Source organism: Novipirellula artificiosorum, assembly GCF_007860135.1.
Lineage (GTDB): Bacteria > Planctomycetota > Planctomycetia > Pirellulales > Pirellulaceae > Novipirellula_A > Novipirellula_A artificiosorum.
This window is the reverse complement of sequence record NZ_SJPV01000020.1, coordinates 55,914-73,281: the sequence shown is the minus strand read 5'-3', so window position 1 is coordinate 73,281 and position 17,368 is coordinate 55,914. Positions and strand designations below refer to the sequence as shown.

General features: G+C 55.6%; 11 protein-coding genes and 2 pseudogenes. 1 reads left to right on the top strand and 12 read right to left on the bottom strand.

Annotated elements, in window-relative coordinates; genetic code table 11:
• Positions 1 to 8 precede the first annotated feature (8 nt).
• Positions 9 to 1,583, top strand: a complete 1,575-nt coding sequence (locus Poly41_RS30885) for a carboxylesterase/lipase family protein (RefSeq protein WP_146531232.1) — start codon at positions 9 to 11, stop codon at positions 1,581 to 1,583.
• On the opposite strand, the gene Poly41_RS30880 is transcribed toward Poly41_RS30885, so the two are convergent.
• From Poly41_RS30880 to Poly41_RS30830, 12 genes and pseudogenes are all read right to left on the bottom strand, one after another.
• Positions 1,502 to 2,590 (bottom strand): hypothetical protein, encoded by a 1,089-nt coding sequence (locus tag Poly41_RS30880; protein ID WP_146531231.1) that lies wholly within the window; start codon positions 2,588 to 2,590, stop codon positions 1,502 to 1,504. The two genes, Poly41_RS30885 and Poly41_RS30880, sit on opposite strands and share 82 nt — an antisense overlap.
• On the bottom strand, positions 2,587 to 5,268 hold the full coding sequence (locus tag Poly41_RS30875; protein WP_146531230.1) for a serine/threonine protein kinase: 2,682 nt from the start codon (positions 5,266 to 5,268) through the stop codon (positions 2,587 to 2,589). The genes Poly41_RS30880 and Poly41_RS30875 overlap by 4 nt, the downstream gene beginning before the upstream one ends.
• A complete protein-coding gene (locus Poly41_RS30870; protein WP_146531229.1) occupies positions 5,265 to 5,927 on the bottom strand; it encodes a sigma-70 family RNA polymerase sigma factor in 663 nt (220 codons plus the stop codon). The genes Poly41_RS30875 and Poly41_RS30870 overlap by 4 nt, the downstream gene beginning before the upstream one ends.
• 195 nt (positions 5,928 to 6,122) lie before the next feature.
• Positions 6,123 to 7,850: a matrixin family metalloprotease gene (locus Poly41_RS30865; protein ID WP_146531228.1), complete on the bottom strand. Its 1,728-nt coding sequence runs from the start codon at positions 7,848 to 7,850 to the stop codon at positions 6,123 to 6,125.
• Between the two features lie 352 nt (positions 7,851 to 8,202).
• Positions 8,203 to 8,856 carry a PepSY-associated TM helix domain-containing protein gene (locus Poly41_RS30860; protein WP_146531227.1) on the bottom strand — a complete coding sequence of 218 codons (654 nt, stop codon included), beginning with the start codon at positions 8,854 to 8,856 and terminating at the stop codon, positions 8,203 to 8,205.
• Positions 8,853 to 10,373, bottom strand: a complete 1,521-nt coding sequence (locus Poly41_RS30855) for a DUF2271 domain-containing protein (RefSeq protein ID WP_146531226.1) — start codon at positions 10,371 to 10,373, stop codon at positions 8,853 to 8,855. The genes Poly41_RS30860 and Poly41_RS30855 overlap by 4 nt, the downstream gene beginning before the upstream one ends.
• A 160-nt stretch (positions 10,374 to 10,533) precedes the next feature.
• Positions 10,534 to 11,439 carry an EF-hand domain-containing protein gene (locus tag Poly41_RS35960; protein ID WP_146531225.1) on the bottom strand — a complete coding sequence of 302 codons (906 nt, stop codon included), beginning with the start codon at positions 11,437 to 11,439 and terminating at the stop codon, positions 10,534 to 10,536.
• A gap of 403 nt (positions 11,440 to 11,842) precedes the next feature.
• Positions 11,843 to 13,321: a carbohydrate porin gene (locus Poly41_RS30845; protein WP_146531224.1), complete on the bottom strand. Its 1,479-nt coding sequence runs from the start codon at positions 13,319 to 13,321 to the stop codon at positions 11,843 to 11,845.
• Between the two features lie 373 nt (positions 13,322 to 13,694).
• Complete coding sequence (locus Poly41_RS30840; protein ID WP_146531223.1) at positions 13,695 to 14,960, bottom strand: hypothetical protein; 1,266 nt, start codon at positions 14,958 to 14,960, stop codon at positions 13,695 to 13,697.
• A 29-nt stretch (positions 14,961 to 14,989) separates the two neighbouring features.
• Positions 14,990 to 15,844 carry a DUF502 domain-containing protein gene (locus tag Poly41_RS30835; RefSeq protein ID WP_146531222.1) on the bottom strand — a complete coding sequence of 285 codons (855 nt, stop codon included), beginning with the start codon at positions 15,842 to 15,844 and terminating at the stop codon, positions 14,990 to 14,992.
• 45 nt (positions 15,845 to 15,889) lie between these two features.
• A pseudogene (locus tag Poly41_RS34570) lies at positions 15,890 to 16,201 on the bottom strand (sulfatase-like hydrolase/transferase); the annotation flags it as partial.
• A 111-nt stretch (positions 16,202 to 16,312) separates the two neighbouring features.
• Positions 16,313 to 17,368: pseudogene (locus Poly41_RS30830) on the bottom strand (sulfatase-like hydrolase/transferase); the annotation flags it as partial.

Sequence of the window (17,368 nt, the reverse complement as noted above, 5' to 3'; positions counted from 1 at the left end):
CAATCGAAATGAGAATGTTGCTGATCGGTTTCCTCGTCATTCAGGTTGTGGGCGAGGTTGACTCTGGTGAAGTGATTTTGACCCAAACAGGGCCGGTGTCAGGCACCGATTCACGCGACGCATCCGTGGTGGCGTTCAAAGGGATCCCCTTTGCCGCGCCGCCGGTCGGTGATCTTCGCTGGCGTCCGCCTCAGTCACCTGAAAGCTGGAGTGACGTTCGCGTTTGCGACCACTTTGGACCGAAGTCGCTGCAGAGAAAGGGTTATGAAAACGGTGGTCAGAGTGAGGACTGTTTGTATTTGAACGTCTGGTCCCTGCGGGAAAAAACTGCAACGAAACGGCCGGTCATGGTTTGGATTCATGGTGGCGGGTTCACTCAAGGTTCCGGGCATCAAGCCGGCTATGACGGGACACAATTCGCACGGCGTGGCGTCGTCTTGGTGACGATCAACTACCGACTTGGTGCCCTTGGTTTCATGGCACATCCGGCATTGTCGGTGGAGTCGTCCCAGGAATCGTCGGGCAACTATGCAATCCTGGATCAGATCGCTGCACTCCAGTGGGTGCGTAACAATATTGCGGTGTTCGGTGGCGATCCCGAGAACGTTACCCTCTTCGGTGAATCGGCAGGTGGGACGAGTGTTTACCTGTTGACGGCATCCCCATTAGCCAAAGGTTTGTTTCATCGAGCGATTTTGCAAAGTCCCTGGCTGGACCCCACCATCTTTCGCGACCTGAAAGAAGAAACGGCAAATGGACCGCCCGTCGAGTTCGATGGTGAAGAACAAGCTCGCCAGGTCCCCGGGGCGAGGGGTAACGACGTTCTTGAAACACTGCGAGCATTACCCCCCGAGCAAGTCCTGGAAAGGATGAAACAGCGATGGCCAGTGACAACGGACGGCTGGGTGTTTCCCAAGTCACCGCGTCAGATTTACGCCGACGGCGATCAACACGACATTCCTGTGATCGTGGGCACGAATCGCGATGAAGGAACTATGTTCGCACCACAAAATGCGTTCGGATCCATCGGCAACTACATGATGGCGATGACTGAACGGTTTGGCGAACACGCTGACAAAGTGGTCGACCTGTACGCTCCTCAGTCACAAGAAGACCTTCGCAAAGTCGCGGTTCAACAGATTACGGACAGTTGGTTTATTCAGCCAGCTCGCGAGTTTGCCCGAGCGATGGAGAAGAAAGGCTCGCCCGTATGGATGTATCACTTCACCAAACCCGTGTGGGGATGGATGGGCGCAGCACATGCGGCTGAAATCGGTTACGTGTTCGGCAATTTGGAGGAACCGGGGCCGGACGATGCCGCATTGTCGGGTGCGTTGATGGATTATTGGGTCCAATTCGCCAGCTCGGGAAACCCCAACATCGATGGCCAACCGAGCTGGCCCCAGTACACGATGCACCGAGACCAGCATTTGGTAATGGACAAGGAAATCGCCCCAGCCTCGGGTCTGCGTCGCGAAGCATGTGATCTTCTGGATTCGATTCAGTTTGCAGCAGACGAAGCGGAGCGTTTGCGTCGCACCGTCAACGCGACGCCGACGGCTGCCAATGCTGCACCGGAATAGGTAAGCGATGGGATTCGGGTTGGTGTGTTCTCGCTGATCGGTGGGGCCTCATCACTGCTAACCCGTCTGAGCATGTCGAGAATCGCGACACGAACGTCGTCGCTCACCGGCTCCGTTTCCGCACTCGCAATGAGGTCGAATGATCGATGAAGCCCAAACCTTGCATCAAGGCCGACGGTCACAATGCGGTCAACTTCGGCGGGTTGCAATCGCGAGGTTGCATGATCCGAAAGGTCGACCAAACCGCCTGCTCCGTCAAACCAGCTTGCGATGACGGCGTCGGTCGATTCCGGTCGATGATTCAGAGGTTCCTGCGTAACTTCCCGCAATCGCTTGAGTGTCTCGCGATGCAGTTCCCACGGGGGTTCTGTTTCGGTCGGCTTTGACTCCAGCAGCTGGTGATGCAGCATTGGAAAAGTATCAATCACGTGCCTTTCCAACGTCATCGGCTCATTGGCGACGTCGTTTTCCCATCTGTCCCGTGCACCCGACGATTTTAGGTCAATACTGCTTGTTTCCGCACTCGCGATGGGCAGGGAACTGCCCAAGCGTGCAACGGTTTCTGGAGACGCAAATTGTTGGTCAATCGAAGATGCTGTCGGTTGTTCGGCCAAGACGTCCGTCTGCTGCTGCGATTCCGATGGAATCTTCATCGCGGTGACGACTTCCGCTTCGGGTGTGCTGCGGCTCGGCAGGGTTGGCACATTCGGTTGTGTTTGCGGCGGTATCAGGTCGTTTCCGTTTGAGGTGGTCGGCACGAAGACGATGACCGTCACGACGGATTGCTTCGTTTGTTCCTGACGATGCACTTGGCGACGTTCTTGACCCTGCTCTCGCGCAAGCCCACCACGGTCCTGTACGTCGGCAGGATGACGATTGATCGAATCATTACGTGGGGCAGAAGCCTCGGGAGCGGGACTTGAAAACAAGAAAACACTACCGGCCAACAAGCAACGCGACTCAAGTTGTTCAAGCAGTAGTTGGCGTGGTGTTTGTTGGGTGTTCATGATCGGTCCTCCTTGCTCACTTGCACTTGGTGACTGCCGTCCCCATCGGAACGCAACCTCTCGCTCACGGAAACTCGCACGCTATTACCGATGCGGCGAAACGAACGCAAGTTGTCTTGATGCTTCAGCAAGTACGCTCGATAGCGAGCAACCTCAGGGGCCAATTGCACGGCGTGGGTTTGAACTCTGACAGCTTCTTCATAAGCCTCCATTGCCGTGCGGTCGTCACCAAGTTGTTGATGCAAAAAACCAAAATTGTTCAACACTCCACCGAGCATGCTTTGAATCTCGGCATCCTCCGGAAATTGCTCGGCAAGCGTTCGCCCTTGCTCCACAGCCTCCTCGAATCTTGCCGTCGCGAGGTTGAGCTTTCCTGATTTTGACAACGCTAACCCAAGTTGGTTCAAGCTAATCACAAAATCCCGGCGATACGTCATTTGATCTGGCCAACGCTGTAACAACTGCTTGCCAATCTCGGCTGCTCGCTCCAGCGAGTTCACCGCTGCCGAAAGCTGCTCCGCTTCCAATTGTGCGGCCCCGAGCGTGTTGAGCGTGACAACAACTTGCGTCGCCAGCCTTGCGTTACCGGGGTTGGAAGAAAGCGAATCGGCTTGGATCACGAGCGCCTCACGAGCATACTCTGCGGCGCGTGCCGGATCGGATCGAGTCAGCAGTCCGCCGAGGTTGACTTGGACCGACGCAAGTTGTTGTCGTTGTGCCGCAGAAGAGTCGTTGTCGTTCCCAGACGCCAACAATGCGATCGCTCGTCTGTAGGACGCTTCCGCTTCCTCCAAAGCACCCGCCTCGCTCAAGAGCAAACCGAGGTTGTTCAACGAGGTCGACAGACGCATCACAACGGTGTCATGCAGGGAGTCGTCATTCACCTCGTTCACCGTGCGAAGTAGATCCGTCTGTTTCTGAATCGCCTCAGCAAACCAAACGGCTGCGTCATCGATACGACCACTGCGATGGAGTGACTCAGCAAGGTTGTTTTGGCTTGTAGACCAATCGAGCTGCAAGCGGAGCCGAGAGGGCAATGGCTCGGCAAGCCGAGAATAGAGCGACTCCGACTTCTGATACGAGTCGACAGCCTCATCGCCTGCTCCCAATTCACTTTGCAACCCTCCGATTTTTCCAAACGTGATTGCGAGGTCCTCTTGCAAGTCCGGGTCATCGTCTGCATGAAAGGCGAACTGTTGGTAATAGTCGAGCGTTTCGCTCAACAGTCGACGACGGACCGATTCGGCAGCGGGAATCTCCGAGAGCAGCTCGGCCATTTGAGCACCGAGGCGGTCAACGGCATCGCGAGCGAGTTTTTCACCGCGTGCTGCTGCAATCGCGTGCTGGACCGATGCTCGCTTCTCTGCGGTGATCACTGCGGTGCCGACGGCTAATCCAACGAACCCCAATGTGGCAACGAGCATGATCACCAAGACGGAAACCAGTACACTGCGCTGATGCTTGATCGCCCAATTGGCGACTTTGTCAATGATACTGGCGGGCCGAGCGATCGTCGGTTCCCCGGCCAAAACGCGGCGAAGATCATCGCGAAAATCCGCAGCCGTTTCGTAACGCTGATCGCGATGCTTGGACATCGCTTTCGCAACCACCGTTTCTAAGTCACGTGGTATCGATGGGCAATGCTGGCGTAAGGGGGTAACGTTGTGCTGATCAATCGATCGCAGAATCGTCGCCGTTTCGTCACCTGGGTGTGCTGGACGCAGGGCGAGCATTTCGTATGCAGTGGCAGCGAGAGAATAGATATCGGTCCTCCCATCAACCAGTGCCGATTGACCACTGGACTGTTCAGGACTCATGTAGCGCATCGTGCCAACAAGATCGCCTGGCTTGGTCAAGGACTGGTCGCTTTGGCAACGAGCCAACCCGAAGTCAGTGATCCAGATCTTGCCACTGCCATCGAGCATCAGGTTGGAGGGCTTGACGTCGCGGTGGACCACACCGGTAGCATGCGCACAATGCAATGCGTCGGCGATATCGACGCACCAACGAACGACTTGACTCCAAGCAACGGAGCCATCCTTCGGTGGAGCATCGCCGCGATTCCGCACCCATGCGTCCATCGATTGACCCTCAATTAACTGCATCGCATAGTAATGAATCCCGCGATCGGAACCAACGCTGTGCACCGCGACGATATTTGGATGCTGCAACAGACCTGCGGCGTGAGCCTCGTTGCGAAATCTGGCGATTTGATTCGCATCGATAGCGGACGATACGGACAACAACTTGATCGCAACACGGCGATTGAGTGATTGCTGATTCGCTTCGTAGACCACGCCCATCCCGCCTCGTCCTAGCTCGTGTAGGATGGTGAAATCACCAAGCTTCATGGGCCCGTTGATGTCGAACCTGTTTTGTTCTGCCGAGCATCCATCGCTTAATCGTTGAGTGAACGCGGATAAGCCCCTCGCATCACCCGCATCAAAGCCAACTGCAATTCCGTAGATCGCCTGAAGCTTGCTCAAGTAAACTTTGAAGACATCTGCAAGATCAGGGTTCTGGCGGGCGATCTCGCCGACATCCACTGCCGCACCCTGTTCCATCCCACGAAGGTATTCATCAAGCTGCTCTGTGAGTCGCGTCCTTTGATCTTCCGTCAATTCACGCAGCATCGCTGGTTCGACACTGATGTCCGGCTCGGTCTCTTCGATGATCATGGTCGCTCCTCACCGTGAGTCTTGAAGGCTTCGAGTGCACGCAGCCAGAGCATTCGAACGGCACCACCGCTGCGGCCCATCCGTTCAGCGATTTCGTCAAACGTCAGCCCTTGCAGAATTCGGTAAATGATCACGTCGCGGTAGTCGGGCCGCAGTACGCTCAGTTGGTCAGCGAATTCCACTGCGCGTTCGCGCTGTTGCATCGGAGCACTGGGAGATTCGGTAGGAGCCTGCAAGAGATTGGCGAGATTTCCCGCGGATTCTTCCAGTCGGTCGGAAAGCTTGTCGATCGAGACTTCGCGGCGGATGTCTCGCTTACCCGCTTTGATGTGCTTGTCGAAAACACGGTGTAGGGTATGGATCAGGATTTGCCGGAGCCAACCGAGCAGCTCCGCTTGGCAATTGCCGCGAAAGTCGCCGAAGTCGCGGTGGGCAGCGAGCATCGCCTCTTGAACGATATCGGACGGATTGACTCGGCGTCGCAAACGACGGTCGAGCTGGGTGGCGGCTAGAACGGTCAGATAGTTGGCGTACCACTGCAGCAAATGGCCAAGTGCCTCACTGTCGTGAGCACGGGCTCGTGTGAGAAGGTCATGGAAACTTAGGTCAGGCCCCCAAACTTGCTTTGGACCGGTGGCAGAAAGTGAGTCGGTGGACATGACCGAAACCGCATTTTTGAGGAGATTTTTGCGTTGAAAAGATGAGTCTCTAGCTTCAAGGTTACAATCGAAACGGAAAACCGCCGATGAAAAATTGCATTTTTTCAAATTTTCAGCCGCTGACGCAGCCGTCACCCTTAAGCGGACGCCTGCGGCTGACGACGGAACAGATCGGTGCATCTTGTCAACAATCCGCTAGCGGCGACTTCTGCCCGCTGCGAAGCCGCGTCCAATTTGTGCAAACACAACGTCGGTGCCCTGTTGACGGTGGTGACGCGCTTCGCCAAACCGTTCGCCGGTATCAGATGTCATCGTATCCCTTTCCGTTTCGGTTTCCGTTTCTCGTTCAGCAATCCATTGGATGGTCTCATCCAGCGAGACACTTCCATCGGCGTCGGTATCGGCGTCGGACAGTTTTGTCCAGAACCGCTCGCTGACTTCGTCTTCGCTTAGCAACCCGTTTTCGTCTACGTCAAGTTCCGTGAACTTCGCTTCCCGAGCGGCCAGCATCGCGGCGTCAATTTCCTCAAGCGTTATCAGACCATCCTCGTTAGCGTCCACACCCTCTGCATTTAGCTTTTCCCACAACTTACTGGGTAATTCATCTTCGCTCAGGCTGCCGTCTCCGCTAGCGTCAAAGCGATCGAATACCTGCTCAACTTTTCTGCCGAATCGTCCAACGGCAAATCCAATTTGCCGGTCGCCGTGATGTCCACCGCGATGACCCTCACCGCTGCACATTTCGTCATCCATGTCTTCAACGTCCGTATCGTCTTCGTCGTCGACCAAACCGCCATCGTCGACGGGGGCTTCGCTGTCATCCACGTCGCCCGTGGGGTCTTCGCTGTCGTCGACCTCGTCCACCGTTGTATCCGCGGTATCACTTTCGTCATCCATCGACTCGATCGCAACGGTGATCTCCGTGACGGTCGTTGTGCCTTCGCTGTTGTTCATCGCATTGATCACGGTCAGTGCGTCAACCGCAGTAATCTCACCGTCGCCGTTGGTGTCGCACATCGAAACATCCACGGAGTCTTCGCCCGAAGCCGAACGATTGAGTTGGTTGATGATCGTCAACGCATCCAAAGCCGTCGTCTGATCATCGCTATTGACGTCCGTTGGGTTTTGATAGTTGAAGAACTCAGGAAGATCAGAATCCAATCGGCCACCGAATCGATGCCAATTGCCACCCCGACGCCAACGATGGCGTGGGAACGGATCGTTGTCCGCATCGCCAGGGTCCTCCGGATCATCGGTCGCCGTTTCGTCGGCGGGAGTTTCATCCATCGCAGCTTCATCGACATTCGCCTCGGCGGTGTCGGCGGTTGGGGTAAAGTCGGCCGCAGCGTAAAGGCTTTGAATGGCGGCGATATCCGACGTCCCCAACCCAGCGAAGGATTGACTTGGCGACACGTACGGGGCAAGCACCGAACCGATCGTGACGGCATGATCAAGGCCTAGGGAATGGCCGATCTCGTGAGCAGCGACCCAAACCAGATCAAAGGCTTGGTTGCCGAGTGAGTTGCCGACTTCCCACGCCTCCGAAATGTCAAATTGAATATCACCGGCGATACGGCCTGAATTCACGTCGTCAGGAAAGTAGGCCTGGGCCAAGATCCCGGAACTGCCGTCAATGTTGGTAAACGAGATATCGATCGAGTCTTGTCGTCCCGCTTGGTTCGTAGGCGTGAAGGTGATGTCTGCGGCACCTGACCAAGCCGAAAGCGCCGTCTCGATCGCTGCGTTTGTTTCGGCTTGCGTCAGTGAGCTCGGGCTTCCTGAAATGTGATAGGTCAACTCGGCACTCCCCAATCCGGGGCCATCCCAACCAAAACTGGCTGCGAGCACACGTCGCATTTCAAGTGACTCGAGTGAAAGACGCCGTTTCAGTTGACGACGGGGCTTGGAATTACTGCGTTTCATGGAGTCTTCGGTTTGATGAAGGGAAACGAATTCGAATAACAGGGTGCGTCGCTGGACCGCGTCTCTTTAGGAACGCAAGGCGCTGGCTGCCGAGGATGCCCATGAACGACCGGCGGCTAGCGCCTCGCCGCTCACTCCGAGATCGATTCGGCAAATCACAGTAAATCGCCCACAAAATGGCGCTGTCCAGCTAGCGAAGCCCTCTGGATAATAGGGGCGATTAATAAACCCATTTGTCACGACCAAGGCAAAAAAAAGGTTCAACCGCTGGTCACAGAGGTGCACGCCCCCCCCTATCCCGCAAGGCCCAGCTGCGGATCACGGTTGAACAACGACGATTCCCTTGCTTTCACTACCCGATTGCGATGCGATAGAAGATCCAAAGCACGATTCCGCCAACGATTGCGGTTGCCGTTCCCTGGATTCGGCGAAGGCGGAGGAAGAAAATCAGGATGAACCCGGTCACTCCGGTCAACGTGCCGATGACGGCCGACACGTCGATCACCCACGACCACCAATAGCCCGTGTGCCGACCTTTGTGCAGATCATTCATCACCGTTGCCAGATCGTTGGCCGTCACATCCAAAGAATATTCACCCGAAGCCCGGTCGATTCTCGCCGTCGCCGCATACCCAGGCCGTTCGAACGTAACCTCACACTCATCCTCGAAGACCAGGAAATCGGAAACACGACCAGCCAGACGATGTTCCGCTCGCAATCGCTCGGCGACTTCCAAGGTATCCACTTGATGACGGTAATCACTCTCGTCCCAATTCTCGGGCGGCGGATTGACTTGATGAAGTAGGCCCGTTTCGAGCTGCCCGGTCACGCGAGTCGTCTGTTCCGCAAAGAACCAATCAGGATGGTTCAAAGTCAACCCAGTGATGCTGAAGAATAGAATGGTGACAAGGCCAAACATTGACAAGTAGATATGCAGCCAACGACTCCAAGACGCCAAGCTGCGTCGGAGTCGCTTGTGATGGGGATGCGTCGTGATTGGATTCATTTCTTGGAATACGTCACGTTTGCGCTACGGATCTCAGCATTCCCCTTCAGTGTTTCCTCGAAGGGTGCTCCCCCCAATGTGAAGGGGAACTTGATCAGCTGATACGTCCCATGTTCCCGTGCCGCCTCGATGAGCAACGTGTAGCCACCGTCACTTAACCTCTTTCCTGCATCGTCACGGCCATCCCACTCGACCTTGTATTGCCCAGGATTCCTGGTTGGCTTGGACACCGTCTCAATCACGCTCGTCTTGTCAACGAGCAATCGCATCTGGTCATCAGCATACCAGCGACGAAGGTCGCGATGCCAACGTGGCCCAGGTTGGTTCTTCATCAAGAACAGCGTCAATGTCTTCACTGGAAAACCATCTTTGTCTTCGACCCAAACTGCAACATAGGGCCGACGATAGCGTCCTCGATCCGATGCACTGCCGATCTCGAACTGGATTCGCATTTCATGAACCGTCTCTGCTTGCTCCGCTCTCGTTTGCTGTGCCTTGGCCGTGTCTTTCTCCTCACCCTCGGATTCCTGTTGTGGCCAATCCGCACTTTTTGCCACCAAGCCGCCGGCCGACACCAACAAACATTCGACGCCAGGAAGCGAGTTGACCAGCTTGATGCTATCGGACATCGGTAACACACTGCAAATCGTTGCCAACACATCTGCAGTGCTCGCCTGCATTGCGATGACGGTTGAGCTGACCGTGTCGGTGACCGGTACTCCGCTGCGGGGATCGATGAGATGCGAATACCGAACACCACCGATATCAAAGTGCCGCTCCGTACAACCGCTGGTCGCAACCGCCGCGTTCGCGAGTCGCATTGAAGCGAGTGCGGGTGATGTGATCGCGTCGTGCTCAGGGTCCGCAATCGCGATCTCCACGGCAATCTCACCTGCTACACGAACATCGCCACCGATGTTTAGCATCACCCCGCGGATCGTTGGGTTGCTCGTCAGAAGCGTTTCAGCGATCTGATCCAGAATCACGCCTTTGGCGATCGCGTTGAGTGATAACGGCATCCCCGATCGACGAATGGCACCGTGGCTCTGAGAGTCAAGTTGCCAGTGCGGTCCGGCGAGAGATTGAGTGATGGTGCTGAGTTCGGCAGCATCGATCGGTCTGCCAGTCTCTTCCGCCTGCTGCCAAGCACGCGACAGCACCTCAACGGACGGGTTAAACGCTCCTCTGCTGGCGACGATCCAATCATCACACATCCTCAGCGTTTCATACAGTTCGTCGGACAAAGGCATCGCCGAGCCGACCGGCAAATTCAACAATGTCCTCAATTCACTCGAAGCGTCGTAGGTACTGTAGATTCGGCTGAGCCGATCAATCTCGCGAAGCACCTTCGCTTCGGCAAGGTCGGCAACGTCAGATGAATCCGCATCGATTCGCAGATGAAGCGAAGTGCCCAAAACGGCTTCATGGTGAAAATCAAATTCTTCTGCATTCGCGAATGCGAACGGCAGTAGGATTGTGACAACAAACGTAGGAATCAAGCAGCGGTGCAGGAACATCGTGACCCAGTGGTGTGTTTTCGGTTTTCAAGAGGCAAGGAGAACGTGGAGGGCAAGAACCTATTTGCAAGAACCTATTTAACCGTCAGCCGAGGGCATATCCTGGGGCAAGAGGTATGCCTTAACGGCCAACGGTTAAACGAAGGGGTGCGCCCGATGTCTAGCGAGGTCCGCGACCTCCAGGACCACCAGCGCCTTGACGTTGCCCCATCTCGGAGAACATCTTTGCTAGCTCTGTCTTACTGAGCTTGCCGTCATTGTCGGCATCATATTGAAACGCGCGACCGAGCATTTGTTCCGGATTCGGCGGTCCAGCAAAACCGCCAGGGCCACCTTGTCCGGGGCCACCTTGTCCGGGGCCACCTTGTCCGGGGCCACCTTGTCCGGGGCCACCTTGTCCGGGGCCACCTTGTCCGGGGCCACCTTGTCCGGGGCCACCTTGTCCAGGGCCGCGACCACCGAAGCCACGGCCACCTTCCGGCCCACTGGCTGCTTGCCCGCGATCTCGCTCACCCCCAGTTCTTTCGTTGGTTTCCGAATCCGCCGCAGCCATCGTTTCCAATTCTTCCTTACTGGCGTAGCCGTCCTTGTCCTGGTCTGCCTTGATCAGGATGGCACGCATACGACCGGTCAATTCTGTATTGCTTAGCTTTCCATCCCCATCCTTGTCCATCGCCATCATGCGAGCGACCACCTGCGAGGATCCGCTGCCGCCCTCGGGGCCTGCTCCGCGGCCACCGAACTGTGGCCGAAGCTCGTCCTCGGTCAACGTTCCGTCATTATTTTTGTCCAACGACTTCAGTGCGGTTGCTGACGCTTTGATTTCATCCGCCGATATCACGCCATCGGAATCGGAATCCAATGCCGCCATCACGGGCAGCATCCGCATGATGTCGCCGCGACCACCGCGTTCACCTTCCTGTCCATCTCCGCGACCCCCTCCATCACGTCCAAAGCCGCCCCGCCCGCCACCCTCACGGCCACCACCAGGCTGGGCATTGGCGACGCTAGCAAGGCTGCCGATCAGCAAAGCGGATGCAAGTACGAAAAAACGTTGGTTTCGCATGAGAGAGCTCCAATGGATTTGTGGGGGAAGCGAGCGAGGTGAAAGTCTGCTACGCCAGATGAGTTGCCATTGATTTTCAAAACCGCCAAACAATTTGAGAAGAATCTCTTGAAGGCGATCATGCCGACGACCGCATCGATGATAGGCTCTCCCGGCGTTAAAACGCTGGCCTCCCCAAAGGAGAGGTGACGGTACCGTAACTCCTCGATAAAGAACGACTTAGCATCGCGTGAACAACAAGTGACGACTTTGGTAGTGGACGAGGCCACGAGTCCCGTGTTGCAGGACTCGTGGCCTCGTCCACTACGTTCGTTATTGATCCCGCGATGCTTAAGAACTGCGAGGCCTCCGAGCACGCTGGGTAAGGCCGAGTCGATCTCGAGCCGAATCAACGCGCCCCGCACTACAAAGTGATCTTCGCCCGGACGCCCAACACGATGGCCGTATCTTGGGAAGCGATTTCGGTTTGGATCGCTTGAATGTCTCCGGTGAGATGGAACCAAGGATTGATTTCGGCATTGTAGTAGAACTCTCCGCCCTGCAGGTCCTGAAGTCCGACCGCTGCCGGTACCAACTTCTCAAGGTCGTCGCTGACATCCGAGTAGAAGTAGCTGATTCCCATTCGGTCATGTGGGCGATTTGCATTCAATCCGATAGCCTCGATGGAATAGGTGCCCATCCACTCATAGGGGCTCGTTTCGCGATCGGCCCATCCCATCGTGGTCGTAAACCAGACACGACGCTGTTTGTCGCAGCGATCCTGCCACAGAGTCTGTTGGCCCACGTAGGCAGCGAGCCAAGAGCCCGTTTTTTGCCCCTGAGCGATTCCCGTCACAGGATGGAACGACCAACCATTTCGGTCATAGTCGGTGAGCGTCCGATTCTCGTAGGTCCCAGCGGCCATATGCGAGCCCGACAGGCCACCGAATTCTGTGAAGACTCGATAAGCCCCCAGAACCGTCGATCCATTGTCGAAGACATCATCGAGTCCGGAGACCGATGGGATATTTTCAGGGTCCAGGACCAGCAGAGCGGCCTCGACTCCCTTTTCGCCGGCCTTAATGATTCCGGCTCCGTTAAAGATGATGGGCAACGTCGGGACCACGTTGAGAAAAATCATCGAACTCGTGTTCATAAATCCGTCCAGTCCCTGGCCGTAGCCGGGATAGAAGACGCTCCACAAATCGATAAAGTTAAATCTTCCGAACGTCGCCGCGTAGCCTTCACCGAGTTCATGCTCGTACTGGAAGTGAGTGATCGCCCACATGGGATAGTCGTTGATCCGTGGTGTCATGAATGCGGTGTTGGCCGGCGCCATGGCCGCGGCATCCAGAATTGAATTTTGGCCGTATGCGGACTCTGCGTGCATGATCAACGTGCCGCCTTCCCACAACCCTAACTTCTCGGTGTCGGCGATGTAGTGCGAGTCAAGTTTTGAGCCATATCGATAGGTCTCGTTGGCACCCCCCGAGCTGACGCCTTGATAGAACTGGGTGAACGTTCCTTTGTACATGATTCCGTGCTCGGCAAAGCACTTGCGATAGCCCCCCATGTCGCCAAAAAACGTTTCGCGGCATTTGCAGCATTCACATTTCGGTTTGCCCACGCTACAGCTGCAACCGCCCATCGCATCGCATGACGGTTGGATCGCCGCCGAGTCGCATCCGATATCACAGCGTGTGTCACAACAAGCCGTATCAATACCACCGTGCAAAAAATGCCCGACCGGCAGGATTTGCGATGCGGCAGGCGGATCATTGCCAGGATCGAGCAGGTTTAGCGTATCCGTGACGTCCACGTCGACCAGTTGTGCATTGGCTGGCTGCAATAACAGGAATCCGAGTATCGCGAACAATACGATACAAAGCGAGTTAAGTTTCATGGCTTGGCCTCCTGCCAATTGTGCAGTCTGGGCAGACTTGATCTGTCGCGACCGGCGTGCATCCTGGCTCTTGGCCAGTGGACGGGGATATCGGTTAAGTCACCAACGCATTTCGATGGTGCTCTATCACCACAGCATCGTGATTCCTTTTAGGGATCGGCCTACGACCCACAAACGCTGACTGCGCCCCTAACGACGACTCAATTTGGCACGAATAGATAAACGTTTGTGTCGGAGGTAGGGATTGTACCGATTGGACGCGAGCTGCGAGCTTTTCTGAAGTGGCGAAACATTCTGCTCTGGCTTCTTTGTTGCTTCGTTATTGAAATCCTCTTTGCCCGTCAATGCATCACCCCTTCAGAAACCTAACGTCTTACTCTGAGCCGGTCACCGTTTTTCCGTAGAATTTCCGGTCAATCTTCTCTCGCAACCGTTCCTGCTGGCGAGGAGAGAGAGACCCTAACGCCCGGGCGAGCATCTCACAGTCGATGCGGTATCGTCGCTGGTGGGTTTCTTTGTCGAGCCGTTGGAAAGCGGCAAACTGTTGCTCGGTCATGCCGACTTTTTCCCTCTTCTCAGGATACCCGAGCGCCAGAGCGGCCTTCCTGCGAAATTCGATCTCGTTGAACGTCGCCAATTGTCGCGGCGTCAGAATGGCCTCCACCTGCAGCTTCGCGGTGGCCTCCCATTTCGAGAGGGTGTCAGAAGTAGCTGCCTTCCCTGACAATTTTTCTTGACGCGTGTTTTCCCTTCGCGCAGCAGATTCCTCGGTAATGGCATTCAACTGTTCCTCTTGTGCGGCACTCAGTCCTAGATGCTCGCGCACGGGTGCTGCCGCAAGCATCGGGTAGCCGGGTACAAGACGGTCTAGGTCAAAGCCAAGCTCCCAGGCGATTGAAAGTATGGCCGATGTCGGTCCTTGACATTTCACTAATTCTGGGAGCGAGGCCTGCTGCACCGGTGTCAACATGCCCCACTGCTTTCCGGCCTGATCGATCGACACTGCTTGTAACAGCGCCAGCCGCTCTTCAGCAATGCGGCGAAGCTGATCTTCCTGATGAGGGGAGACGTCAATCTCTCGGCGAGTCTCAGCATCGTACAAGCTGCCGACGGCGTACCGAGGAAAGGAGAAGTCCCTGAGCGTTTGAAGTTGTTGAGGAGTCAGCACGGACTCGATCTGGACGCGAATCTTGTTGTCGAGTTTCCGCCGCCACGGCGCCGATTTTCCCGCCCATGACTTCACTTCTGCTTGCTGCTGTTCCGGCGAAAGCTTCTTGAATCCGACAGCCTGGTCGCTCGCTTCGGCCAGAGCACTGGTATTGATGGCCAACAGCGTCTTTCTCTGCTCGGCGGAAACCCCGATTTCCTCTTGCCACTGCGGTTGCCAGATCATTGCGTAAGTAGCGGAGGGAACGGGCAGAGCGGACTCTGCATCGGTAGCTTGAAAAAATTTGGGAACGGGCCGCCACATCGGAGCGAAACGGGATCGGGCAATCGTGTCGCTCGCCGTTCGCCCAGGGAGCACCTTGACGCGTTCCTCGCCGACGATGCAAAAGTTTGGCTTGCCATCGTGGTTTTCAATCGCGAAAGCACTGGAGGCAACCAACGCGAAAACAACCATCGCCACGGTCCGAAGCATGCTGGACGGTACCTTGTCGCAAGCCACAATCAGGCTCCCCCTGCAATTGCTTTACGAATGTTGATGTCACGCATCATTTTGGGGACCGTGACGCCCATCGAGACATAGATCGACATGAACACATCAACGGACATGTCGACGTGACTGACCGACTCGACTGGCACGAACAGCAAACCACCACCGATTGGAACCGGTGATTGCGGAACCAACACCACATAGTGCTCTCGTCCGTTCAGCATGCTCTTTTCAGGCGTTGGTAATAACGCCAGCACACCTGCGCCGCCCTTTTCACCAAACGTGCAATAGACGACGCCCATCCCTTTCAATTTGTCGTCGCCCTGCTTATCAAGCATGTCGACGATTTGTTTGGAGGCGTCATAGACTTTGCCCACCAAGGGGACGCGTCGAAAGAATGCCTCGGCAATTTGGCTAAACAATCGACGCATGCCGGTTTCAACAAGGAACCCCAGAGCGAAGATCGCCACCAGGACGCTGATCCAACCGACGATGTAGGCAACGGTCGTATTGTCGACAAATCTGGCTCCAAGCTTGCTCAGCAAATCGCCCAAGAACGTTTCAGGCCCAATCAATCCAGCGAGCAAGTTGATCACCCAGGAGACTGCCAAGACAGTGATGACCAGTGGCAAGACAGCGAAGACGCCCGCCAGAAAGTAGCGAATCAGTCTTTGGACGAATCGGGAATTCTCAATGTTGGGCATTCGATCTACCATCGGGTTTTCAGGAAATGCAGCGAAACGCAAGAAGGTACTATCATACCGGCTCCAAGCCTCCATCAACATCGCACAGAGGCGAAAGAAGGCTTCTTGTTTGTTGGTAGGTTTCAGTGCTTCCTCATGCAAGATTCCTTGTTCGAAATTCGACATTCAGCATCTTGCCCAAAACCAAATAGCCAACATCGCTCATTCGCCTGGACCGAACTTCTTGCCAAAATCAGGATTCTTGGGGTAGTCCGGGTTTTCCGGTTCTTCTTCGGAATTGAGGTGGTAGAGATTACCAAAGAACTCATCGAAGCCGTGGTTGGTCGGCAGCATTTCATCTTTATCCCCGAGGTGATTCTTTCCGAATTGACCGGTCATGTACCCGAGCGGTTTGATTAGCTCGGCGAGCGTCGGGTCTTCGGGTTTGATGCCAAGGTCCGCCCCTGGGAAACCGACCTTCGATAGGCCGGTTCGGAAGGGCAGTTGCCCGGTGATGAAAGCGGAACGACCCGCCGTGCAACTGGGCCGATAAATCATTCGCCTGACTCCAGTCTTCATCGATATGGTACAGTTCCCATCGATCGGGTCTTGCGTGAACCCATTGACGACCTGAGGTGGCGTAATGTCCAACAACTCGTAGATTGTCGGAACAACATCAATCACATGATGAAACTGCGGGCGTGGTGTTTTGTCCTGCTTGATCCTACTGGGCCATGAAATAGCCATCGGTTGCCGAGTACCACCAAAGTAGCCGCCCTGTAATTTTGTTCCTTGGTACGGTGTCGCTCCGGCCCAAGCCCAACCTGCGTGGTACATGTTGTCGGTTTTCGCAGTCCCCAGTGCATCGAGTCCTCCAAGTTCTTCGAGTGCGGCAAGGTGCTGAGAAATCTTGGTGGGGATTGCGTTTTGCGCCAATTGCTCACTGATCGTGCCGTACAAACCTTCGGACGAGGAGCCATTATCATCCCAGATGTAGAGCACCAACGTATTGTCGAGCCGACCTTGAGATTCAAGTTCATCGACAATTCGACCCGCGTTGAAGTCGGCGTGTTCGGAGAAACCGGCGAAGATTTCCATCAGCCGACGTTGGAACGGCTTCTCATTTTCAGGAATCGATTCCCACGATGCCATTGATTCGGCACGCTGGGTAAGTTTCGTGTCTTGTGGAATCCAGCCAAGTTGCTTTTGATTTCGGAAAACACGCTCGCGATACGCATCCCACCCATCATCGAATTTGCCTTTGTACTTGTCAGCCCACTCTTTCATCACATGGTGAGGTCCGTGAGCAGCACCCGGCGCCCAATACAGAAAGAACGGTTTGTCGGGCGAGTAAGCCTTTTGGTCGCGTAGCCAATTGATCGCATCATCCGCGAGATCTTCGGACAAGTGATAGTGATCGTTACCACCGGATGTTTCGGGATGCTTGACATAGTTGGTGTTGCGAACCAGCGTCGGTTCGTACTGCGAGGCTTCGCCCGCCAGGAAGCCATAAAAGTACTCGAACCCGTAACCCGTCGGCCAATAGTCGAACGGTCCCTTGTTCGTGATCCGTTCTTCGGGGGTGTTGTGCCACTTGCCAAATGCCGAGGTGAGATCGTCGTCTCGCTTGGGCACTGCAGCAATCGTCGCTGCCGATGTTGGAATCACGCCGGTGTAGCCGTCGAACCCCACGGCACGTTCGGCGATCAT